The organism is Nostoc sp. DedQUE09, assembly GCF_034530915.1.
GTDB lineage: Bacteria > Cyanobacteriota > Cyanobacteriia > Cyanobacteriales > Nostocaceae > Nostoc.
Window position 1 is genome coordinate 1 of the sequence record NZ_JAVRCE010000095.1, and the last position, 23,617, is coordinate 23,617.

A 23,617-nucleotide genomic window follows, 5' to 3' on the forward strand; every position below is an offset into this window, starting at 1 on the left:
GCACTCAGCACTCAGCACTCAGCACTCAGCACTCAGCACTCAGCACTCAGCACTCGTTACTCAGCACTCAGCACTCAGCACTCAGCACTCAGCACTCAGCACTCAGCACTCAGCACTCGTTACTCAGCACTCGTTACTCAGCACTCGTTACTCAGCACTCAGCACTCAGCACTCTTTAAGTGACTCAGGACTTTTTTGGCAAATGAGAATTCTGTCTCACAGGCTGGGAATACTTTAAGCAGAGGTTCCCCCTACTCATTCGCTCATTTATGACTTACTCGTCACCACAACGGCGCAGTACCGCTCTAACTACTAGAACAGAGTTTTCGCCCTTCGGCAACAAGCTAGTGCAATCTGGCTATGTCAATACCGAACAGATGAGGCAGGCATTAATTGAAAGCCGCAAATCTGGCAGACCCTTAACAGAAGTATTAGAGTCAATCACTGGGCAACAACTATCGCCTGAGTTGCTTAGGCAATACAAAAAACAGCAGTTATTTGAACTGAAAATATTATACGGAGTTGAATTCCTCGATCCAGAAGTCAATTCCGTTGGCAACACGATGATGGGGAACCTGATTGAAACCCTCATCCCAGTGGATATCTGCCGTCGCCATCGTTTAGTACCGCTCTCGAAACACGAAGACCAAACCCCGCCCTCAGTTTTAGTGGCGATGGTTGCTCCAGATAATCTAGAGGCTTCTGATGACCTGAACCGCATCTTGCGCCCCCAAGGGTTGGCTTTACAGCGCATGGTGATTACCCAGGAAGATTACCAACAGCTAATCAACCAATATCTGGATGAAATGGCTGTTAAGCAAAAGCACCTGGAACGAGAAAACTCTACAGATATTAGTCAGGATTTAGAAAATCTCGGAAATCTCGATATTTCGGATGCTCCTGAAGAAATGGAGGCCGATCTAGGGGCAGCGATGAAGGGTGCAGAGGATGCCCCAGTTATCAACCTAGTCAACAGAATCCTGGCTAAAGCCTTGCATGAGGGCGTTTCTGACATTCATATCGAACCGCAAGAAGAAAACCTACGCATCCGCTTTCGGAAAGATGGTGTACTGCGTGAAGCTTTCCCCTCAATGCCGAAAAAAATCATCCCAGCAGTGACAGCCCGATTTAAAATCATCTCCAATCTAGACATTGCTGAACGCCGTCTACCTCAAGATGGACGCATCCGACGGCTGTTTGAGGGACGTAAGGTGGACTTCCGGGTGAATACCTTACCCAGTCGCTACGGGGAAAAGGTGGTGCTGCGGATTTTGGATAACTCTTCCACCCAACTGGGATTGGATAAGTTAATTACCGATCCAGAGACTTTGAATATTGTCAAGGATATGGTCAGCCGTCCCTTTGGGCTAATTTTGGTAACTGGGCCAACTGGTTCCGGGAAAACAACTTCGCTGTATTCTGCACTCTCAGAAAAGAACGATCCCGGTATTAATATCAGTACTGTAGAAGACCCCATTGAGTACAGTCTTCCAGGGATTACTCAAGTACAAGTGATTCGAGAAAAAGGATTAGATTTTGCTACCGCTTTGCGGGCTTTCTTGCGACAAGATCCAGATGTGCTACTGGTGGGTGAAACGCGAGATAAGGAAACGGCAAAAACAGCGATTGAAGCTGCCTTGACCGGTCACTTAGTATTAACTACCTTACATACCAATGATGCCCCAGGAGCGATCGCTCGTTTGGGAGAAATGGGGATTGAGCCTTTCATGGTTTCTAGTTCCCTGATTGGCGTTTTAGCTCAACGTTTGGTGCGGCGTGTATGTTCTGAATGTCGTGTCCCCTACACTCCCACAACCGACGAACTAGCTCGTTATGGTCTCTCAGCTTCCTCAGATGTGGGAGTCACCTTCTATAAAGCTAACACCTTGACATTAGATGCGATCGCAGATGCCAAAGCCAAAAATCACCTTTGCCCAAAATGTAATGGTGTCGGCTACAAAGGGCGTTGTGGTGTTTATGAAGTCATGCGAGTCACCGAAAATCTGCAAACTCTGATCAACGAAGATGCACCCACAGAACGCATCAAAGAAGTGGCAATAGAAGAGGGCATGAAAACCTTACTGGCTTACAGTTTGGACTTAGTACGTGAAGGTTCCACCACTCTAGAAGAAGTAGAACGAGTGACGTTTACTGATACTGGTTTGGAAGCAGAATTAAAAGCCAAACGCAAGACTGGTCTTACCTGCCGGAGTTGCAATGCCACATTGAAACAAGAATGGCTGGATTGTCCTTACTGTATGACACCTCGGTTTTAAGACTAATAGTCATTGGTCATTAGTCATTAGTCATTAGTCATTAGTTGATGCTTAGTAACTTTAAACAAAGGACAAATGACAACGGACAAATGACAAATAAAAAACATTAAAAGGAAGCAAAACTATGGAAATGATGATTGAAGACTTGATGGAGCAGTTGATTGAAATGGGTGGCTCGGATATGCATTTATCCGCAGGTTTGCCTCCCTACTTCCGCATCAGTGGCAAACTTACTCCGATAGGTGAGCATGTATTGACAGCCGATCAATGTCAAAGGCTGATTTTTAGTATGCTCAACAATACCCAACGTAAAACCTTAGAGCAGACTTGGGAGTTGGATTGTTCTTATGGTGTTAAAGGTTTGGCTCGTTTCCGGGTCAATGTCTATAAAGAGCGTGGTGCTTATGCTGCTTGCTTACGAGCATTAAGTTCTAAGATTCCTAACTTTGAAAAATTAGGCCTGCCAGATATCGTGCGGGAAATGTGCGATAAGCCCAGAGGACTTATCCTGGTGACAGGCCCTACAGGTTCTGGCAAGACAACTACTCTAGCGGCAATGATTGACTTGATTAACCGCACCAAGGCAGAGCATATTTTAACGGTGGAAGACCCGATTGAATTTGTTTATGAACCAATTAAAAGCTTGGTTCACCAGCGACAACTGGGAGAAGATACTAAAAGCTTTGCTAATGCTTTGAAAGCAGCCTTGCGGGAAGATCCAGATATTATTCTGGTGGGGGAAATGCGCGATTTGGAAACAATTTCTTTGGCGATTTCCGCAGCAGAAACAGGACACTTGGTATTTGGTACGCTACACACTAGTTCCGCCGCCCAAACAGTTGACCGGATTATTGACGTTTTCCCTCATGAAAGACAAACCCAAGTGCGAGTGCAATTGTCTAACTCATTGGTGGGGGTATTTAGCCAAACCTTGGTGTCCAAGAAAAACCCTAAACCCGGTGAATATGGTCGGGTGATGGCTCAAGAAATTCTGATTGTCACTCCTGCTATTTCTAACTTGATTCGAGAAGGCAAAACATCTCAAATTTACTCAGCGATTCAAACTGGTGGCAAATTGGGAATGCAAACTCTGGAGAAGGTTTTAGCCGATTTTTATAAAGCAGGGACGATTTCTTTTGAGGCGGCAATGTCTAAGACTTCTAAGCCAGATGAAATTCAACGTCTGATTGGTAATGCTACACCACAAGCTGCCGCAGGTGCTAAACCCGGTACAGCAGCCAAAGCACATTAAAAGAATTGGAGATAGGGGAAATGAAGAATATTTCATCCCCTTGAGTATTTTGAATTTTGAATTTTGAATTTATTTATGCCAAACTTTGTTGCCCGGGTTCGGGATTCACAAGGAAAATCTCGAACAGAAAAAATTGTTGCTGAATCCTTGGTACAAGCTCGTACTAATCTCAGAGATCAAGGTTTTGTAATCCAAGAACTCAAGCAATCTCAGGGATTTCAGCCAGATGTTGCCTTCAAAAATTTCCAGAATTCCTTAGTTAAGGTTTCTGTGAAAGACAAAGCCGTTTTTTCCCGTCAATTTGCCGTTTTGATGAATGCGGGAGTTGCGATCGTTAGAAGTCTGGGGGTGCTTTCCGAACAGTGTAGTAATACTAAACTGAAACAAGCCCTTATGGAAATTAGTACCGATGTTCAAAGCGGAATGAATCTTTCCGAAGCAATGCGGAAGCATCCTGACTGTTTTGATGGATTATATGTGAGTATGATTCAAGCTGGCGAAGTTGGTGGTGTTCTAGACGAAGTATTGAATCGTTTAGCTAAATTGTTAGAAGATGTTGCCCGTTTACAAAACCAAATTAAATCAGCATTGTCTTATCCAACGGTCGTGGGTTTTATAGCAGTTGCTATCTTTCTCGGTATGACCATTTTTCTTATTCCGATTTTTGCCACGATTTTTACACAACTTGGAATCACATTACCACCTCTAACGCAATTCTTGATGGATGCTAGTAAGTTTTTGAGAAGCCCGGGTGCTTTAGTTCTTCTTGCTGCTCTTATCGGACTGAAATTTGCCTTTACACAATACGGTAAAACTCCTGTTGGTCGCATCACAATCGATCGTTTTTCCCTGAAGATGCCATTGTTTGGTGACTTAATTCAAAAATCTTCAGTTGCCCGCTTTAGCCGGACTTTTGGTTCTTTGACTCGTTCAGGTGTACCAATTTTAACTTGCTTAGAAATTGTCCGAGATACATCAGGAAACCAAGTGATTGCCAATGCCATAGATGCAGCCCGTATGGAGATTCAACAAGGAGGCATGATTAGCATTGCTTTGCAAAAAGATGCCGTTTTTCCAGCTATGGCAATTCAGATGATTAGTATCGGAGAAGAAACTGGAGAATTAGATGCAATGTTGATGAAGGTTGCCGATTTCTATGAAGATGAAGTCGAGCAAGCAGTAAAAGCAATGACTAGTATTTTAGAACCCGTGATGATTGTAGTTCTAGGGGGAATGGTGGGAACCATTTTGTTAGCGATGTATCTGCCTATGTTTGCGGTATTTGAAAAGCTGGGATAGAGAATTAATAGTTAAGAGTTATAAGTTAGAAGTTAGGAATTAAAAGTTTTTATTCCTAACTTTTAGCTTCTAACTGATTAATTTTATTCTTAACTCCTAACTTCTAACTCCTAACTTCTAACTATTTAGTAAACTATGACTGTGCAAAAATCTCAGTACGAAGCGAGTTTGGCAGAGTATAGCAATCATCTAGCTGCGATCGCCTTACTAAAGCAATATCGGCCATACTTGGAGATGATTCCCAGTCTGCGCCGTCCAGATGAAAGTGTTATCACTATACCCTTACCAATTGTCCGGCTTCGCAATACTGCTACAACAGCCCCACAAACGATTTGCTTACCCTGTGATGTGGCAATTTTGATGTGCGATCCAGAGTGGAAAATTAAAACTGGAGCAGAAATTTTAGTCTTTATTCATCGCGCTGACGAAGACTTTTCTGATTTGTTAGGACGTTGGCGACAAACCCAAGTTTATCTAGACAATGATTATGAGTGGTTGATGCCTCTCCGTCACAGTCATATTTTGAGTGAGGGAGCTAATGCTATATATCCTTTGTTTATCGTTTTTAGTGAAACTTTAGAACGCATCCAAAGAGGCTTGGTGGGAGCCGAACTCCCATTTATTATACAAGCTTCAGATTTGCTGGTTGAGGATAATTTCACAGATATTTTCTCTTCACAAACTCCACCAGTTTAGGTACTTACAGCAGAATTCAAGAGTAAAATACGCTTTATACCTGCGTAATAGACAAATCGTTGTGTACCTCACTAGCTTAAAATCTGCTGTATAGTCAAAAAAACATCCCATCTATGCGGGACGCTTTGCGTTCTACGTTCGCAAAGACTTGCATCTCTATAAATGTACTAAGCGTGAAACTACATATTTTTCCCCCGGCTACGCCGTCCCCCTTTTGCTAAACTAGAGGGGTTTTATTATGTGCATCTTCATACAAAATTGTTATAAGTAGCCATACAACAGACTTTCACCTCTACCAAGCTACAAATTAGCTCGTCAGACATCCGTGAAAAGGCTAGTTCTACAAAAATTTATTTTTACTTTTTGAAGAGTAATGAGGATTTGGCAAAGATTCAGTAATCTTACTGTTGCCAATAAAGAATTGTCATAAAATTAGAGACATTTAAAAGCAGATATTCTATACTAATGAATCGTTTTCCTCAAAAAACAACGAATTCTCAAGAGAGCATTTCACAACAAACTCAGTTGAGTCAGATGTGTGGTTCCAAACGGCTATTTCGCGATCGCTATGAAATACTGCAAATTTTAGGTAGGGGTGGTTTTGGTGTGACATTTTTAGCCAAAAATGCCTTATTACCTGGGAATCCACTTTGTGTTATTAAACAGCTTTGTCCAAAAGTTACTAGTCCCCAAAGTTGGCAAAGGGCGTGTATGCGCTTTGAAAAAGAAGCAAGAACTTTAGGCCAACTCGGTAGTCATTCGCAAATTCCTATGCTGTTAGACTACTTTCAGGCGAATGGGGAGTTCTTTTTAATTCAAGAATATGTGCCGGGTTTGACTTTGGCGCGAGAAGTACGGCAAACTGGGCCCAAAAGTGAAGCCTCGGTTAAGCAGTTCTTACAGGAATTATTACCTGTATTACAGTATCTTCATAAACATCATGTGATTCATCGGGATATTAAGCCCCAGAATTTATTGCGGTGTGAATATGATGGGCGCATAGTGCTGATTGATTTTGGTGCGGTGAAAGAGAAATTAGTTGATGCTTGTGAAAACTCAATCAATCAAGCTGTAAATACCAACTTTATCGGGACTAGGGGATTTGCACCACCAGAACAGTTTTCTTTACGTCCAGTTTATGCCAGTGATATTTATGCACTGGGTGTAACTTGTATTTATATGTTGACTGCGAAAAGTCCTTTAGAGTTGGACTACGACCCAAAAACTGGTGAAATATCTTGGCAAAAACAGGTAAACATCAGCAACAGTTTCGCCCAGATTTTAGGAAAAATGGTGAAAATCACTTTAGAAGAGCGGTTTAAGACTGCCGATGATGTGATGAAAGCTTTAAGTAGTGAAAGTTATTTGCCTACTTTGGCTAACTGTCTAACTACCCAAAAATTAAATAATAAAAGTATTACACAACACGAAATTACACAAAACAAAATTACACAACATGAAATTATACAACACGAAAATTATGATGGATACATGCCACCTGTAGCCAGAACTGCTAGTGCCATTAGGAAATGGAGAGCAAGATTCAAGGAAACAAGATAGCCCATACAGCAGAATTCAGAATTCAGAATTCAGAATTCAGAATGGGCTACGCCTCGCTGCACTAACAGGAGTAAAACACGCTTTCTACCTGGGTAACAGACTTAGCTTTTGTACCTCAAGAACTTGAAATATGCTCTATGTTGCAGCCTTTTTTAGCTAAAGTATCAAATGAATAATTAATTATGGGCAATTTAAAATAGCCAAAACAAATTTAGTAATAATTTTAACTATATTCAATAATCAGTAATGATTAATTAATCAGGGTTTATCTTCAATACTTAGTCAGTTTTTGCTTGTCAATATACAAGCAAAAATACTAGGTTTAAAAGTTCAAAAAAATATTTTTATTCAGATTATTATATAATCGATAGAATAATTAATCTTATGGCTCTCGTAGTTTTCCACAGATGAGGAAGACTGACTACTATTTACAAAAGCTAACTATATAAGTAATTCCCCAATCCCCAGAACAGGGTTTATCTACCACAAGTAAGCGAGAGTCAATTATCTTAAGGGAAAGTTCGGGGCAAACTTAGCCTAAGTTGTCATGCAGTCGCGCCTGTCAGATCATGATCTGCTGCTTAAATCCCGATTGCTCAAATCCCCTGAATCCCAATGGAAAGAAGTTTTGCCAAAGTTGTAGCACCCCGCTGGTGTCACTTTTAAGAAATCGCTTTCGTGTGATCCGAGTCCTTTCAGATGAGGGGGGATTTGGCAGAACCTATCTATCAGAAGACGTAGATAAACTCAATGAACGCTGTGTTATCAAGCAATTAGCTCCAAAATTTCAAGGAACTTGGTCGCAAAAAAAGGCGATGGAGTTGTTTGCAGAAGAAGCGCAGCGATTACAAGACCTTGGGGAACATCCCCAAATTCCGACTTTGATAGCTTACTTTGAGCAAGACGGCTGCCTATATTTGGTGCAGCAGTTTATCAATGGAGATAATTTGTTAAAGGAGTTGCAACAACGCAAAGCTTATAACGCTAGAGACATTCAATCTATTTTGCTAGATTTACTGCCCATCCTAAAATTTATCCACGATCGCAAAGTTATTCATCGAGACATCAAACCAGAAAATATTATCCGCAATAAGAATGATGGGCGATTATACCTGATTGATTTTGGCTCCTCAAAGCAATTTACCGCCAAAGTTCAGCAGAAATCTGGCACATCCATTGGTTCGCATGGTTATTCTCCCCTAGAACAAATTAGAGATGGCAAAGCTTTCCCCGCCAGCGACTTGTTCGGTGTGGGGGCTACCTGCTTTCATCTGCTAACGGGAAACTCCCCGTTTCAGTTGTGGATGGAATCTGGATACGCCTGGGTAAGTAATTGGCGGGAATATTTGCAAAGTCCGATCAATCCTGAGTTGGATTTCGTCATCGACAAGCTTTTAAAAAAAGATATCCAGGAACGTTACCAGTCAGCCGAAGAAGTCCTGAGAGACTTGACTCCAAAACAACTCCTCGCCCTGCCACCTGCGGGTAAGTCATCTGGGAAATTACCACCAACTAAAGCACCAGCTTTACCAAAAAGTTATCCCTTACTGAGAATTTTAATCTTGGTAAGTGCTTTCATTCTGTTATTTGGATTCAGCGAATCTTGGTATAAAAATTTTCGCCAGATTCAAACCAGTTTGGTCTCTAAGTTGATTCAACACAATAGTCCTGGTAAAAATGACGCGATTTTGAGTCAGATTAGCTTGGGTAAGGTTTCCTTAGCTAACACCCTCCAAGGACACGAAAACTCAGTTTTATCTGTCGCTATCACCCCCGATGGCAAAACCATAGCCAGCAGTGGCGATCGCACAATCAAACTTTGGAATCTCGCAACCGGAAAACTGATCTCTTCACTCACCGGGCATTTTCAGCAAGTGAATGTCGTAGTGATTAGTCCAGATGGCAAACTTCTGGTTAGTGCTAGTGATGACAACACCATTAAAATCTGGAATTTGGCAACGCGCAAACAAATTCGCACTCTTATAGGGCATTCTGACTCAATTCATGCCCTAGCCATCAGTGCTGATAGCGAGACTCTAGTTAGTGCTAGTGATGACAACACCATTAAAATCTGGAATCTGGCAACAGGAGAGCAAATTCGTACACTAGCAGGGCATACATTCTGGGTGCGGTCAGTGGCTATCAGTCCTAATGGTGTGGTTTTGGCCAGTGGCAGTTTTGACAAGACGATCAAAATTTGGAATTTAGCAAAAGGATACCCAATTCGCACACTAGAAGGAAATTTTCAAACAGTGACAACTGTGGCTATTAGCCCAAATGGTAAAATTTTAGCCAGTGCTAGCCGCGATGTCTACGACGGGCTACGCTTACGCACCATCAAACTTTGGAATTTAGCTACCGGAAGAGAAATTCGCACATTAGCGGGACATAAGAACACTGTCACATCCGTAGCCTTCAGTGCCGATGGTAAAATTATTGCTAGTGGTAGCCGCGATCGCACTATTAAACTGTGGAATACAGCTACAGGAGAAGAAATTCTCACATTGGCGGGGCACACCAACACCGTAACATCTGTTACCTTTACTCCTGATGGCAAAACCCTTGTTAGCAGTAGTGAAGATAACACGATTAAGATTTGGCGGTTGTCTCAGTGAGTCGGGATTAGGGATTGGGGATGAAGGAGAGTTAGAATCTCGTTCATCCACCTTTGAACTGGATGAATCCACATCATATCATGTCCGTATAATTAGTTATGATTTACACAGTTATTGCACCCCACCCCCAGCCCCTCCCCGCCTGCGGGGAGGGGAGACAAAGCATAGCTTTGGCGGGGTGGGGTTCTTCAGGTTTAATAAGTAATCTAGCGGACATAATATCAAATACTCGTTCATCCACCTTTGAACTGGATGAATCCGCCTTTGAATCTCAAACCATTCCCTAGTCTCCAGCCCATGATCCCCAATTGCGATAAACTGTCTCAAATGGGGAGGGGTAAAAATGAGCAGCATCACCAACCATCGCCGCGATCGCAGGTTTGGGATTAAAATAACGAAGCTGTTTTCAGGTTGGCAGCAAGTATTTGGAGAAGCACGCACCCGGATTTTGCTCTGGTACTTGCTGATTTTGGGGATAACATTTCTCATCGCCATTCCTGCCTTTCGCTATAACCTCTACCACCGCATTGATGAGCGAGTTCGTCAAGATATGGTAGAAGATATAGCGGCTTTTAATGCCTTAATTAAAGGTGAAACCTTTGCTACAGAAGATGTACTGACAGAGGACGATCCAGAAGACATAGTGATTGGGCCAGAGCAATTGAAATGGTTGCTGGCCGGAAAAAAACAAATTGCTCCTCCCACTTCCAAAGAAGATTTGATTAAGCTTTTTAGAGCTTATCTGTTATATCGACTACCAGAGGATGACTCTTATTTCATCATCTTCGTTGATGGTGAATTTTATCAGTCTAGCCCTAGAGCGCGTCCCAAACCACTTGCCAAGGACTCACCACTCATGCAACGGTGGGCAAAACAAATTAAGCCAGAACAGGGAGAAAAAGAATTTTCCGGCCCCGATCTTAGTAAAATCCTTTACATGGTGGAACCGATTAAAATTAATGGAAAAACGCGAGGTGTCTTTGTTGTTGCTCATAATACAGATGGTGAGCGAGCAGAGGCACTAGAAGCAGTTTCTGTAATTATTGAAGTTTCTAGTTTAGTGTTTGTGGTGTCATTCATTCTGGCGTGGTTGGCGGCGGGACGGGTGCTAGCTCCCCTACGGATAATTACTACCACTGCCCATGCAATTAGTGAGTCAGATTTAACTCAGCGCTTACCTACGCAAGGTCAGGGAGAACTGGCAGAACTAGCCACGAAATTCAACGAAATGATGGACAGGCTAGAGGCAGCTTTTGCCACCCAGCGAGAATTTGTCAACGATGCGGGGCATGAACTCAGGACTCCCATCACCATAATTCGTGGACATTTGGAACTGATGGGAGATGACCCTCAAGAGCAACAGGAAACCTTGGCACTGGTTATCGGAGAATTAGACCGGATGAGCCGTTTGGTGGATGATATGATTTTGCTGGCAAAGGCAGAACGCTTAGATTTTTTGCAGTTAGCGACGGTGAATGTAGCAGACTTAACCCAAGAGTTATTTGTCAAAGCCCAAACTCTAGCAGAGCGAGATTGGCAAATAGATGCGGTGGCAAAGGGTCAGATTATAGTCGATCGCCAGAGAATTACTGAGGCTGTAATGAATTTAGCCCAGAATGCGACTCAGCATACTGGAAAGAATGATACTATTTCCATAGGTTCTGTGATCGCTAAAGGAAAAGTGCATTTCTGGGTACGCGATACAGGTGAAGGCATTCCGCTTATCGATCAAAAACGGATTTTTGAACGTTTTGCTCGAACTTATAACAGTCGTCGTCGTTCCGAAGGTGCGGGATTAGGGCTGTCAATTGTCCGAGCGATCGCACAGGCGCATGGTGGACAGGTATTGCTTCGGAGTCAGCTAGGAAAAGGTTCGATGTTTACCATTGTTTTACCCCTCGATCCCCCGCAGGAAATGAGTGCTTATGCCGCAATACGGTTCGGTTAAAGGCGAAAGGGGAAAGGGAAAAGGTTTTAAATATCTGCTTTACCCCTTACCCCTTAACCTTTTCCCAGAATACGAGGAAAGTAAAGAGTGCTTATCTAAACCATATTGCCTTATGCCCAACATTCTCATCGCTGAAGATGAACCCCGCATTGCCTCATTTATTGAGAAAGGATTGCGATCGCAAGGTTTTACAACGACAACAGTTGCCGACGGACTCCATCTGGTGGATGTTATACACAGTGGAGCTTTTGACTTACTAATTTTGGATTTGGGATTGCCTGGAAAAGATGGATTTCAGGTATTGGAAGAACTGCGGGGACAGGGAGAAGATTTACCTGTAATTATTCTCTCAGCTCGGAGTGACATTCACGATAAAGTCGCTGGATTAGAAGGAGGTGCGGATGATTATGTCACCAAACCTTTCCGATTTGAAGAACTTCTGGCGCGGGTAAAGTTGCGTTTGCGATCTGCTAGGCCAGTCAGAGATACCCAAGAGTTTATCCTCACAGCGGGTAATGTGGTAATCGATTTGCGGACTCGACGGGTAAAAGTAGGCGATCGCTTTGTAGAATTACCTGCTCGTGAATTTACAATGGCAGAAATGTTTTGTCGTCATCCCGGACAAGTTATTAGTCGAGAACAACTCCTAGATTTCGTTTGGGGTTACGACTATAATCCTGGTTCTAATATTGTTGATGTCTATGTTGGTTATCTTCGCAAGAAACTAGGCAGCAACATTATTGAAACCGTTAGAGGGATGGGTTATCGCTTGCGAATATAATACCATTTTGGATAAAACATACAGATAGACAATTATGCAGTACCAAATTTTTGTTCAAACTCAAAAAGATAATTTTGTGGCATCAGTAGTTGGGATGCCAAATGTAATGGTTGAGGCTAATACAGAAGAGGAAGCAATCTCAAAGGTTAAATCTGCGCTACAAGCGCAATTAGCGACAGGTAAGTTTGTGACGATTGAAGTTAATCCAAAAGAAATCCCTCATCAACAAATAACTCAGATGAAGTATGCAGGAATATTTGCTAACGACCCAACATTTGACGATTTCATGGAGAAACTATCTGTTATCCGCAAAGAATTAAATGCAACTAAAGATGAGTAATGACGATTTATATTTTAGATACAGACCACTTGAGTCTTTATGGACGAAATCACCCCATCCTAATTGCAAAGCTATTAGCAGCTAATATACAACTAATATCATGTCCGCCAAATTACCCATAATAAAAGAACCCCACCCCCAACCCCTCCCCGCAGGCGGGGAGGGGAGACAAAGCACAGCTTTGGCGGGGTGGGGTTCTTCGGGTTTAATAAGCAATCAAGCGGACATGATATAACAACAACTGCGATTAATGTTGAAGAACAATTAAGAGGTCGTTTGGCTCAAGTTGCTGAAGCAAAAGAGGGAGTTTTACAATCAAATACTTATCAGCGACTGGTTGAAACAGTTATGCTACTGTCTGAATTTAATATTCTTCACTATGATGAAAAATCCCAAGAGATTTACCAAAAATTCAGAAATCAACGCATTCGCATCGGGACTCAAGATTTACGCATCGCGTCGATAGTCCTTGCTAATAAAGGAATCCTGTTAACGAGAAATATGCGAGATTTTGAGAAAGTTCCAGGGCTTACTATCCAAGATTGGTCAACTTAAGCTTTTTATCTTGTAATTGCACTATTAACCGAAGTTGCTAGTACAATACCAGTTGTGGACGGTTGGACGGTATTAAAAGAAATTCGTAGACAGGGAGAGACACTACCCATTATTATCATCACAGTTTGTAAAGACGATCGCAAACGAGCGATCACACTCAAAAATGGAGCAAATGACTATTAGACATCTTGCAAAAGTAACAAATGCCAAGATATTGGGCTGCATGTTAAAGGTTAAGGGGTAAGGGAAAATTCCATACCTTTACCCTTTAACCCTTAACATGTAGCCCCTTCTGCAAGAAGTCTATATTACCAAGCCATTTCGCTTCAGTGACTTACTGGAACGAATTGAAATCCATCTAAGTCGTGGTTGAGTATGAAACAGCACAGTAAGTTTGATAAACTGACCTCTAAGCAATCAAATAGCCGCTTGCAACTATCAAATCACAGTATTTCTAGATACTGGTTTAGCTATTTGAAGGTTGGTCAAAAAATCGGTATTGGATATGCACTGCTTGTCAGTATCGCCGTACTGGGAACTACTATGGGTTTTCTGATTGCGGATCATTACAAAGAGAAGGCGCAAAAACGGGAAGAAGCAGCGTTTGAAGAGTTATATCAAGCTTCCCAGCTAAAAACGAGTGTGTTTTATGTCCGCACCACTCAACACCAAATGATTCTCTACATGGATAGACCAAACTTATGGAAAAAAAATTACACTGAATTACTAAAGTATGTTTCCGAAACCCGACAAGTTTGGTTTGAATTAACAGCAAATTATACTATTAATAAGCCAAATTATAGTTTTGTAAGTGGAAAAAAAACAGTTTATCCCCTGTTGCAGAATTATAAAGGTTTTAGCGCTTACTTACAGCGCACAGAAGCTTTTTTTAAAGAGAATAATCCCAATAATTTATCACCAATCGAGATTAAGACAGCACAAGCTCAATTATTCAATTTTATGCATGGCTCGTCAGTTTTTTTGATGGATAACTTTCTCAATGACATCAGCAAGCTTGTGAAAGTTACAGCCGAGGAGTATCAGCAAGCAAAACAGGAACTACAAACGGCAGAAAAATTACGCTTATACATTATTGTCGGTAGCCTCTCACTATCAATTGCGATCGCCACATTACTAGCAATTTACACCAGCCGCGCCATTGCTAGTCCCATTCAAGCTGTTACCCATATTGCCCAACAGGTTACAGAAGAATCTAACTTCGATTTACAAGCACCCGTCACGACGAATGATGAAGTTGGCATCTTAGCTACTTCCCTCAATCGTCTTATTCAAGAAGTTCAGCAACTCATAAAAGCTCAAAAGGATAGTAATGAACAGCTAGAAGTATATAGCCAGGTTCTAGAAAAGAAAGTGCGCGAACGGACGCAGGAGTTAAATGAAAAAAATCAACGCTTAGAATTGGCGTTAGCGGAACTGCGTCACACCCAAGCACAAATCGTGGAAAATCAGCAAGGTAAATAGGGATTACCCACATTTTTGTAACATAGGACTAGCCCTAGTCCTGAATGGCACTAAGTTAAGCCGTATAGTAGGCAGCGTCAGGGTTGCAGAGGGGCAGAAGGGCAGAGGGGAAAGAGTTTGCAACAAAGCACTTTGCTCAAGAGTTCTGCATCATCTTGTTTGCTCCCCTGCTCTCTTGCTAACTCGACAATTTACCTTTTGTTAGTGCCATTCGGACTCAATACGGTTCGGTTAAAGGGTAAAGGGGAAAGGGGAAAGGTTTTGAATACATCCTTTCCCCTTTACCCGCAAACCCATTCCCCAGATCATAAGGAAGGTGAAAAATGCTTATCCGAACCGTATTGCATTCGGACTAGTCCTCTAAAACTAACGAGGCTGTCAGGAACTGCTAACCAAACTATACTGTTTAGTTGATTTCTGCAACGAGTTCGCTCTAATTGCGCGGAACATCCCAAATCGGCACAGACCCGCGCTGAATGCTAGTCGCATCAGTAGGAGGGTAGGTACTTCTCGTAGAGATTTAATGAAACCAGATAGACCAAAACGCACCAATCCCTCTGGTCGAGTCACTCCTTGCCAGATGGAATCTAGCCAAGAAGGAAGTGTTTGTTCCGTCCAGTCTGTCGTTATCACTTCCCCTTCGACTAATCCCGTTGCTGCCAAAAGCTCGGAAAAGCCTTCAATACTGGAAAAAGCGGGATGCGACCACTGATCTAATAGTTGTCGCATTACCCGTTTCTCCCAAAAATTGAGCGGTTTTTGGCGATCGTCTCTCTGATTCCAGTCGGCTAAAACCATCACTCCACCGGGTTTTAGCACCCGGATCAACTCTCTGGCAAAAATGGCTTTATCTGGCATGTGTGGCCCGGCTTCAATCGACCAAACTACATCAAAACTAGCATCTGGGAAAGAAAGTGCCATAGCATCATCCACAAGAAACCGCACATCAAGTTCCTCTGGGGTTAACTGCTGGGCGCGTTGGACTTGTTGGGGACTAATGGTAATACCTGTGACTGCGAAACCGTAATCTCGTGCCAAGATGCGACTGCTACCTCCAATTCCACAGCCAACATCTAAGACAGTGGTGCCACGGGGTAATTTATCTAAACCACCCCAACGTACCATTTCATGCACAAAGTCAGATTTAGCAGTGAGAAAATTTTTTCGTTGTGGTGGCGAACCATAATGACCTAAGTGGATATGTTCACCCCAGTAGAATTCCAAAATACCGTCTTCAGTCCATTCATCATAGGAATTGGCAACGGAGTTAGATGATTGATAAGGCCTCGCAGTGATTAGATACAACGCTAGCAAGAGCGTCATTAGTGCCAAGAAAACTCCCAGCGTCGAAAAAAACCAACTCATGGAAATAAAACCTTAATCTTTTCTAACAAGTTTATCCAATTGTTAGAATGCAAGCTGTCCAATTTTTTCACCGAAGCAGTGTTGAGTTACCGATGTTAAAACCATTCATACAAATGGAGGGTTTTGAAACCTAAACTTTCAGTTACCCTGAAGTTAGTTGCCTAATTAATATTGATTGTTCCATAACATAGAATATATGACTGAACAAACTTCTAGAATTTGTATCCTTGGTGGAGGCTTTGGTGGTCTCTACACAGCCCTGCGGTTAAGCCAATTACCTTGGGAATCTACGCAAAAACCCGAAATTGTTCTAGTAGATCAAAGCGATCGCTTCCTATTCTCTCCTTTACTTTACGAATTACTGACTGGTGAACTGCAAACCTGGGAAATTGCCCCACCCTTTGAAGAACTTTTACAAGGCACAGGGGTACGTTTTTATCAAGGGGTTGTGTCTGGAATTGACATCGACCAGCAACGGGTAAATGTACATGAAGGCCCGGAAATTCCTTACGACCGATTAGTGCTGGCGCTAGGAGGTGAGACACCGCTAGATTTAGTCCCTGGTGCAGCAGCCTACGCCTACACATTCCGCACAATCTCTGATGCCTATCGTTTAGAAGAACGCCTGCGATTTTTAGAAGAATCGGATGCTGATAAAATTCGGGTAGCGATCGTTGGGGCTGGCTACAGTGGTGTAGAGTTAGCTTGTAAGTTAGCTGACAGACTAGGCGAAAGAGGACGCTTTCGGATCGTTGAAATCGCTGACCAAATTTTGCGAACTTCTCCAGAGTTTAATCGGGAAGCAGCAAAGAAAGCAATAGATGCCCGTGGTATATTTCTTGACTTAGAAACCAAAGTAGAATCAATCGAGCAAAATAGCATTTCCCTAGAGTACAAAAACCAGTTAGACACGATTCCCGTGGATTTGGTAATTTGGACTGTAGGAACTAGGGTTGCGCCCGTAGTGAAATCTCTTCCTCTCAAGCAAAATCAGCGCGGTCAAATCACCACTACATCCAATCTGCAAGTCCTGGATCATCCAGAAATCTTTGCCTTGGGAGATTTAGCAGACTGTCATGATGCTGAAGGACAGCAAGTCCCCGCTACGGCACAAGCGGCTTTTCAACAAGCTGATTATACTGCTTGGAATATCTGGGCAACTCTGACTAATCGCCCCCTCCTTCCCTTCCACTACCAACAGTTAGGAGAAATGATGGCACTAGGAATAGACAACGCCACTCTCACTGGTTTGGGAATTAAACTAGATGGTCCCTTGGCATACGTCGCCCGCCGTGCTGCTTATTTATACAGATTGCCAACTTTAGACCATCAACTGAAAGTTGGTTTTAATTGGCTAGTCCGTCCGATCATAGAAACACTTTCAAGGTAACTTTCAAGGTTGGGCATGGGGCACTTGTACTGAGTTTCGACTGCGCTCAACTACCGCGTTCGCGTAGCGTCTCGAAGAGAAGTCGAAGTATGGGGTATTGGTAAAAACCAAGATGTTTGCGATGATTTGTTTTATTTCCGCCAATCTACTTAGCAGATGCTAGACTCTACCCACAGAAGCTCTTAACAAGCCAAAATCTAAAATTCAACATTCCAAATTTTCAAACTTTAATGGAACAACCGAAAGTTATTTTTTTAGATGCTGTGGGTACGCTCTTCGATGTCAAAGGTAGTGTGGGCAAAGTTTATAGTCAGATAGCCCAGGAATTTGACGTTACAGTTTCAGCCGAAACATTGAATACAGCTTTCATCAAAAGCTTTAAAGCAGCACCGCCGCCGATATTTCCAGATGCAGAACTGCAAGATATTCCCCAGCGTGAGTTTGATTGGTGGCGGATAATTGCCCTGAACACTTTTGAAGGTGCAGGTGTTCTTAAGGAATTTTCTGACTTTTCGGCTTTTTTCAGCGAACTTTACATTCATTTTGGCACTGGCGAACCGTGGTTTGTCTATCCCGATGTCTTACCAGCTTTAATCAACTGGCGGCGGTTGGGAGTTAGCCTGGGGGTGCTGTCCAATTTTGATTCTCGGATTTACTCTGTATTGCAAAGTTTGGGATTGAGAGAGTTTTTTACCTCCGTCACCATTTCTACCCAGGTACGTGCAGCTAAACCCGATCCTCAAATTTTTGCCATTGCCTTAGATAAACATAAATGTTCCCCAGAGGCGGCGTGGCATATCGGCGATAGCATTGTGGAAGACTATCACGCAGCTAAAGCAGCTGGACTTAGAGGCGTTTGGATTAACCGTGGTCAATAAGGGGATACCGCTTTTTTTAACACCCCTACTTAAATTGGAGCTTAACTCAGGGATCTTGCGTGGTGTCATTTGAAGAAAGTTGCCAAACTGGTTTATTGAACGTTTGAATCTTTGAGCATAAAGTTTGTCAGCTATGAACCTGTTGCAGTCACTCCGTCGCTCTGGACAATCCATTTGGCTTGATGGGTTTGAGCGAAGCTGGGTGAGCAGTGGTCAATTGCAACAAGCCATTGAAGAGGATGGGTTAAAGGGTACACGCTCGAACTTTGACGCGTTGAACCTTGCCATCCAGGGACATGAGTACGATCGCGACTTCAATACGCTGGCACAACAAGGGATGAGCCGGAGCGCTCGATCAGATTATGAATATTTGCTGGTGCGAGACCTGCAATTAGCGGCTGATCGCTTGAAACAAGTTCATGCTCATACACAAGGACGAGATGGCTATGTTCAAGTCGATCTGCCGCCTGACACGCTATTTGAAGCTGAAACTGCGATCGCTGCCGCTCAAAAAATCTGGCGAAGTGTAGGGTGGAGTAATTTATTGCTGAGAATTCCAGCAACTCGATTAATGCTGCCAGTGATTGAACAACTGCTTCGCGAAGGCATGAATGTGAATGCTACGTTAGTGTTTTCTCTAAAGGTATACAACCAGGTCTTTGACAGTTATCTCAGAGGATTAGAGAAGCAGATTCAGCTAGGAAAGTCCGTGAGTAACGGCGTTTGCTTTGTCAGTTTTGCCATTGATCGGTGGGATGCGGCGATTAATCCATTCATTGCTGACTCAGAAACATCTTTTGGCATGATGCAATCCAGGTTACTCTATGAACACTATCAAAGTGAACGCCAGCGATCGCTGCCTAAAGGGGCAAAGCCACTGCGGTTGGTTTGGGATTGCACAGATATTCCACCTAAATTCGCATGGCATTATATTCAGGCTCTAAGGGTTCCTGAAACAGTGATGCTGCTATCGCCATCGACTTTAGAGATGTATCGTAAGGTTTCTCTGCTGCCTACAAGGCTGATTGACGGTGAAAGCGATGAACAGATTATAACAAGCGAAACAGAAATTCTCTCGGATGAGCAGATTGACCAACTCGTGAACGAGGAAATGGCGCGATCGCTCAACGCCTATCAACAGTTGCTAGACACAATTGAACACAAGCGAGCTTCAATGGTCAATTGCCCCTAACGCTTTCAGGGTAGTTCTTTGAGCTACTGTCAATCCGGTTGCACCTTGAATATTCATACCTTCATACAGACGATTGACCGTCAACGTCTCGATACAGCATCCTGTTTGCACATCCCAAAGCTTGATTGTGCGATCGTCACTACAACTAAATAGGATTTGACCGTTAGAGCTAAAGATAACTGACCGAACCCAACCGCTATGTTCATCCAGAATATGGAGGCAATGCCCCGTTTGCAGATCCCACACTCGAATGGTTTGATCAACACCGCCACTTGCCAAGGTATTACCTTGAGGACTGATGGCAACCGTCCACACAGCTCCTGTATGCCCCTGAAAGCCTTGCAAACACGCCCCTGTTTCTACGTCCCATAGCCGAATGGTTCGGTCATGACTGGCGCTTGCTAGTCGGTAGCCACCCGGATCAAATGCCAGTGCGAAAACTGCGCCCGTATGTCCATGCAATACTCTCGAACATTCTCCAGTTTGCACATCCCATAGCCGAATGGTGAGATCAAAACTGCCACTTGCCAACCATTGACCATCCGGGTCAAACGCGATCGCCGGAATTCCGTTCTGGTGTCCACGTAACACATGCAAACAGTGATGTGTTTGCACATCCCAAAGTCCCACGGTGCAATCATAACTACTGCTTGCTAAAATTTGTCCGCTTGGGTTAAACAAAACTGTCCATACAGAAGCATTGTGTGCTGACCATCGCTCAAGCTGCCCAGTTTGGATGTTCCATAAAGCGATTGATTCATCGTGTCGATTGATCGCAAGAGTTAGATTATCAGGACTAAAGCTAACGTTGCTTAATGATGAAATCCAACGGGTTGAGCTGGAAAAGGTTTTATAGGGTTGAAGTTGCGGCAGATTGCCATCAAGTTGCAAATGCCACAACTGAATCATTTCATTCTGACCACTACTAGCAAGTATTTGGTCATCCGAACTAAGGCTTAGGGAGTGAATCCCACCAGTATATCCACGCAACGTTTTCAGGTTTCGTCCACTCTGCAAATTCCATAGGCGCACGGTATGGTCTTTTCCTGCACTCACCAACAATTGATTGTCGGCACTGATAGCAAGCCCATAAACATCATGCTTATGACCTTCAAGTACATAAATGGATTGCCCGTCCTTCACATTCCAAAGGCGTAGAGTGCCATCGCGACCACCGCTTACTAAGAGACGACCATCCGGGCTAAAGGCGATATCCCAAACAAAATCGGTATGTCCATGCAGCAACTTGGCACTAGAATTGATGAAATGGGGTTTTGGATGTTGATCGTGTGAGAGATGAGCGCTCCACAATCGAATCGACCCATCCTGGCATCCACTGGCTAGCAGTTGACCATCCGGGCTGAATCGCACACACCGAACCCCACTGGTATGCCCCTGTAAGACACTCAGGCAGTTCCCATTGCTGACATCCCAGATCCGAATGGTTGTATCACTACTGCTACTGGCTAAGGTTTGCTGGTCAGGCGCGAAGTGGACAGCATAAACACTCTGGGTGTGTCCTTTCAAGACACGCAGACACTTCCCTTGCAAATTCCATAGGCGCACCGTTTGGTCGTCACTGCCACTCACTAATTGCTGACCATCAGGACTAAAACTCACTGACCAAACACAACCTTTATGTTCTGTTAGCACCTGCAAGCATTGCCCACTTTGGATATCCCACAAGCGCACCGAACTATCAGTACTGCTGCTGGCTAACGTTCTGCCATCCGAACTAAAGGCAACCGACCAAACCCAGCCTTTGTGTCCTGAAAAGATGCCCATAAGTTGGGTTGTGCTAATGTTCCACAGATAGATGTTCCCATTAGAATCGCCCACTGCCATCATCTGGCCGTCTGGACTCAAGCCAATCGACATGGCAACATTGAGTGTTTCTGAAAAGATGGACTTGGCGAAAGTGGCATTTTGAAAATTGACTCCTGTTAAATCGACCTGCCGCAAGTCGGCTTGTTGCAGCACAAGACCAGAAAAATCCCAGCCGCGTAAGTCCACTTGAAACTGTACCAGCAGGTTCATCAGGTTGCCTGCGGTGTATCCTGGTTTCTTCCCCTGTTGCGTTAATAAGTGCCTGGCTTGCGCTTCGATTGCGGCGATGCTGCCAAAGCGAGACAGCAACCGTTCCATCACAGGTTGCACAATTAAGCGCGACTGAATCTCTCGAATGTAATCTTTTGCTTGTACTCGCACTAAGGGATGCGTTTGCCAAACGTTAAGCTGCTGCGTCTCAAATTCGATGCAAATTTGCTGTACAAAGCGTTCTGTGACATATTCCATCACCACAGGTTGCAAGAAGAATAACCCATCAGTTTTTTCAATTAGCGATCGCCTCAGTAGTGAGTTGATCAAATTAGGTACACTTTGTTGAGTAGCAGGATCAACCACGTTCTCTCGAATATCTGCGATCGAGACTGGCTCCCAATGAATTGCAAACCAGAACAGTGTTTTCTGTTCGGCTTCGGATAGGCGAGCGAACTGACGGTCTAGCAAATCACGGATGTCTTCAAAAACAGCCAATCCCTGACTCAGATACGGCAACACCTCAGTAATGCTGCCGTTAAATAAATCCCCAATTGCGGCTGCCAACAGTTTCAATGCCAGAGGATTGCCACCGTAGTGGTGGATTAAAGTCTCCCATTCGGCTTCTGAACCTGTAAACGCTCCTTTTTGCCGAAAGATAGCGCGTCCATCAGCAGGGGTTAGCCCAGTTAAGGTTAGCGATCGCACTAGCGCCTGTGCGCCTTCCATCAGTGCCATTTCGCGTGGCTTTTCTCGGCTAGTGAGCAACAAACAACTTTGGTGGGATGCTTCGCCAATGGCTCTAAGCAATTGTCCGTAATCTTCGTAGCCCGAGATCCATTGTCCCACTAGCTCACGTTGCAAAATGGTTTCAGCATTATCGAATAGCAATAAACACCGACGCGATCGCAGATATTGCATCAGTTTGGAAAGCTGTTGAGCAAGCGTGGTGGGAATGATCGGATCTTCCCCAAAAAGCGGCATGAGAAACTTCAGCAGGCTTGACAGAAGTTCATCCAGTGGTGGTGCATTAGCCAAAGAGCGCCAGACAACAATCTCAAATTCTGCTTGCATTTGCAGCGCAGCTTTGACCGCGATCGTACTTTTGCCAATGCCACCAATGCCCAATAGCCCGACTATGCGGCAGCGCTCAGACACAACCCACTGCCACAGTTGTGTCAGTTCTACCTCACGCCCATAAAACACTGAGGCATCGACTGCGGTATCCCAGTCCTGTTGGGGATTTGTCCATCGGCTCTCTGTCTCTTGGGATGAGGCAGGGGATGTCAGGTCTGCCTGCGTCAATTCCAGCCCAAACGCTCGGAAGAGATACTCTAATGACTGGCGATCAACCCCCAGTTCGCGCTTGAAAATGCGAGCGAGGGTATTTAGGGAGAGTCCGGTGCGATCGCTGAGATCTTCCTGGCTGAAGCGCTTACCCCAGGTTTCGTCGGATTCTGCCTGCTGTTTTGCCGTCTGAAACTTTTGCCAACCTTGAGGTGATAGGATGGCTCCTCGCACTCGAGAAGAAGTGGAGCGCCCTCGTCTAGTTTTTGATGAGTTGGAATCCATAGATCAGCCGATGGTGCAAAGGAATTAGCGAATCTTTTCTTAAGATATCGGGCGTTTCTTTAATCAATGACTCACGGGGAGTTTGAGCAACACAGATTGACAGGCAAATGATTCCATTTTGGTTAGAGTATACCAGGTTTAATTGCTCCTAGCTTATTTTCTGCGGTCTTCTTCAACCACAGAACAATTAAATCGCGTTTTAACTCAACTAACTTGAGTGGTTTGTATTGGGCGATCGCTCAATAATGAAGTTAATCGAGCTGGGCATTGAGCTTCACCAATCTAAAGGAGAACAAGACGCATCAGCTTCTACGGCAACTCAAACTAATATCAATTTACATTGAAGTTGCATATAATAGAGCGTCGAGTGTGAGTGAGA

General features: G+C 43.8%; 18 protein-coding genes. 16 read left to right on the top strand and 2 right to left on the bottom strand.

Translation table 11 applies throughout. From position 1 onward, the window contains the following. The 13 genes from RMY27_RS33340 to RMY27_RS33400 all read left to right on the top strand — a co-directional run. Positions 1-183, top strand: a 183-nt coding sequence (locus RMY27_RS33340) for a hypothetical protein (protein ID WP_322669084.1), incomplete at its 5' end; no start/stop codon positions are given. An 86-nt stretch (positions 184-269) separates the two neighbouring features. After that, positions 270-2,276, top strand: coding sequence for a GspE/PulE family protein (locus RMY27_RS33345; protein WP_322669085.1), 2,007 nt, complete (start codon positions 270-272; stop codon positions 2,274-2,276). 124 nt (positions 2,277-2,400) lie between these two features. After that, entirely contained in the window at positions 2,401-3,528 is a 1,128-nt protein-coding gene (locus tag RMY27_RS33350) for a type IV pilus twitching motility protein PilT (RefSeq protein ID WP_322669086.1), read from the top strand. A 75-nt stretch (positions 3,529-3,603) separates the two neighbouring features. After that, the gene (locus RMY27_RS33355; RefSeq protein WP_322669087.1) at positions 3,604-4,827 is read left to right on the top strand and encodes a type II secretion system F family protein; all 1,224 of its coding nucleotides are present in this window, start codon (positions 3,604-3,606) and stop codon (positions 4,825-4,827) included. Between the two features lie 135 nt (positions 4,828-4,962). After that, positions 4,963-5,523: a hypothetical protein gene (locus tag RMY27_RS33360; RefSeq protein WP_322669088.1), complete on the top strand. Its 561-nt coding sequence runs from the start codon at positions 4,963-4,965 to the stop codon at positions 5,521-5,523. A gap of 465 nt (positions 5,524-5,988) precedes the next feature. Continuing rightward, positions 5,989-7,083, top strand: a complete 1,095-nt coding sequence (locus tag RMY27_RS33365; protein ID WP_322669089.1) for a serine/threonine-protein kinase — start codon at positions 5,989-5,991, stop codon at positions 7,081-7,083. Between the two features lie 569 nt (positions 7,084-7,652). Continuing rightward, on the top strand, positions 7,653-9,698 hold the full coding sequence (locus RMY27_RS33370) for a serine/threonine-protein kinase (RefSeq protein ID WP_322669090.1): 2,046 nt from the start codon (positions 7,653-7,655) through the stop codon (positions 9,696-9,698). A gap of 343 nt (positions 9,699-10,041) precedes the next feature. Beyond that, complete coding sequence (locus RMY27_RS33375; RefSeq protein ID WP_322669091.1) at positions 10,042-11,646, top strand: HAMP domain-containing sensor histidine kinase; 1,605 nt, start codon at positions 10,042-10,044, stop codon at positions 11,644-11,646. 112 nt (positions 11,647-11,758) lie between these two features. Further along, positions 11,759-12,427, top strand: coding sequence for a response regulator transcription factor (locus tag RMY27_RS33380; RefSeq protein WP_322669092.1), 669 nt, complete (start codon positions 11,759-11,761; stop codon positions 12,425-12,427). 34 nt (positions 12,428-12,461) lie between these two features. After that, positions 12,462-12,767: a type II toxin-antitoxin system HicB family antitoxin gene (locus RMY27_RS33385; protein ID WP_094347360.1), complete on the top strand. Its 306-nt coding sequence runs from the start codon at positions 12,462-12,464 to the stop codon at positions 12,765-12,767. A gap of 189 nt (positions 12,768-12,956) precedes the next feature. Then, entirely contained in the window at positions 12,957-13,322 is a 366-nt protein-coding gene (locus RMY27_RS33390; RefSeq protein ID WP_322669093.1) for a type II toxin-antitoxin system VapC family toxin, read from the top strand. A gap of 54 nt (positions 13,323-13,376) precedes the next feature. Next, entirely contained in the window at positions 13,377-13,505 is a 129-nt protein-coding gene (locus RMY27_RS33395) for a hypothetical protein (protein ID WP_322669094.1), read from the top strand. 192 nt (positions 13,506-13,697) lie between these two features. Continuing rightward, the gene (locus RMY27_RS33400; protein ID WP_322669095.1) at positions 13,698-14,804 is read left to right on the top strand and encodes a HAMP domain-containing protein; all 1,107 of its coding nucleotides are present in this window, start codon (positions 13,698-13,700) and stop codon (positions 14,802-14,804) included. Between the two features lie 378 nt (positions 14,805-15,182). Here the strand turns inward: RMY27_RS33400 and RMY27_RS33405 are convergent, their stop codons facing one another. After that, complete coding sequence (locus RMY27_RS33405; RefSeq protein ID WP_322669096.1) at positions 15,183-16,169, bottom strand: methyltransferase domain-containing protein; 987 nt, start codon at positions 16,167-16,169, stop codon at positions 15,183-15,185. Between the two features lie 196 nt (positions 16,170-16,365). On the opposite strand from RMY27_RS33405, the gene RMY27_RS33410 reads away from it, so the two are divergent. The 3 genes from RMY27_RS33410 to RMY27_RS33420 all read left to right on the top strand — a co-directional run bounded on the left by RMY27_RS33410 (position 16,366) and on the right by RMY27_RS33420 (position 19,629). After that, entirely contained in the window at positions 16,366-17,559 is a 1,194-nt protein-coding gene (locus tag RMY27_RS33410) for an NAD(P)/FAD-dependent oxidoreductase (RefSeq protein WP_322669097.1), read from the top strand. A gap of 230 nt (positions 17,560-17,789) precedes the next feature. Beyond that, on the top strand, positions 17,790-18,437 hold the full coding sequence (locus tag RMY27_RS33415; protein WP_322669098.1) for an HAD family hydrolase: 648 nt from the start codon (positions 17,790-17,792) through the stop codon (positions 18,435-18,437). Positions 18,438-18,570: 133 nt separating this feature from the next. Next, positions 18,571-19,629, top strand: coding sequence for a transaldolase family protein (locus RMY27_RS33420; RefSeq protein WP_322669099.1), 1,059 nt, complete (start codon positions 18,571-18,573; stop codon positions 19,627-19,629). Here the strand turns inward: RMY27_RS33420 and RMY27_RS33425 are convergent. Beyond that, positions 19,609-23,238, bottom strand: coding sequence for an NB-ARC domain-containing protein (locus tag RMY27_RS33425; RefSeq protein WP_322669100.1), 3,630 nt, complete (start codon positions 23,236-23,238; stop codon positions 19,609-19,611). The genes RMY27_RS33420 and RMY27_RS33425 overlap by 21 nt on opposite strands. Between the last annotated feature and the right edge of the window lie 379 nt (positions 23,239-23,617).

Excerpts from the sequence above, each read along its gene's own strand:
- RMY27_RS33400 (WP_322669095.1), top strand. The coding sequence starts at position 13,698 with ATGAAACAGCACAGTAAGTTTGATAAACTGACCTCTAAGCAATCAAAT.
- RMY27_RS33415 (WP_322669098.1), top strand. The coding sequence starts at position 17,790 with ATGGAACAACCGAAAGTTATTTTTTTAGATGCTGTGGGTACGCTCTTC.
- RMY27_RS33370 (WP_322669090.1), top strand. The coding sequence starts at position 7,653 with ATGATCTGCTGCTTAAATCCCGATTGCTCAAATCCCCTGAATCCCAAT.
- RMY27_RS33425 (WP_322669100.1), bottom strand. The coding sequence starts at position 23,238 with ATGGATTCCAACTCATCAAAAACTAGACGAGGGCGCTCCACTTCTTCT.
- RMY27_RS33360 (WP_322669088.1), top strand. The coding sequence starts at position 4,963 with ATGACTGTGCAAAAATCTCAGTACGAAGCGAGTTTGGCAGAGTATAGC.
- RMY27_RS33420 (WP_322669099.1), top strand. The coding sequence starts at position 18,571 with ATGAACCTGTTGCAGTCACTCCGTCGCTCTGGACAATCCATTTGGCTT.
- RMY27_RS33410 (WP_322669097.1), top strand. The coding sequence starts at position 16,366 with ATGACTGAACAAACTTCTAGAATTTGTATCCTTGGTGGAGGCTTTGGT.
- RMY27_RS33345 (WP_322669085.1), top strand. The coding sequence starts at position 270 with ATGACTTACTCGTCACCACAACGGCGCAGTACCGCTCTAACTACTAGA.
- RMY27_RS33350 (WP_322669086.1), top strand. The coding sequence starts at position 2,401 with ATGGAAATGATGATTGAAGACTTGATGGAGCAGTTGATTGAAATGGGT.
- RMY27_RS33405 (WP_322669096.1), bottom strand. The coding sequence starts at position 16,169 with ATGAGTTGGTTTTTTTCGACGCTGGGAGTTTTCTTGGCACTAATGACG.
- RMY27_RS33375 (WP_322669091.1), top strand. The coding sequence starts at position 10,042 with ATGAGCAGCATCACCAACCATCGCCGCGATCGCAGGTTTGGGATTAAA.
- RMY27_RS33385 (WP_094347360.1), top strand. The coding sequence starts at position 12,462 with ATGCAGTACCAAATTTTTGTTCAAACTCAAAAAGATAATTTTGTGGCA.
- RMY27_RS33380 (WP_322669092.1), top strand. The coding sequence starts at position 11,759 with ATGCCCAACATTCTCATCGCTGAAGATGAACCCCGCATTGCCTCATTT.
- RMY27_RS33355 (WP_322669087.1), top strand. The coding sequence starts at position 3,604 with ATGCCAAACTTTGTTGCCCGGGTTCGGGATTCACAAGGAAAATCTCGA.
- RMY27_RS33365 (WP_322669089.1), top strand. The coding sequence starts at position 5,989 with ATGAATCGTTTTCCTCAAAAAACAACGAATTCTCAAGAGAGCATTTCA.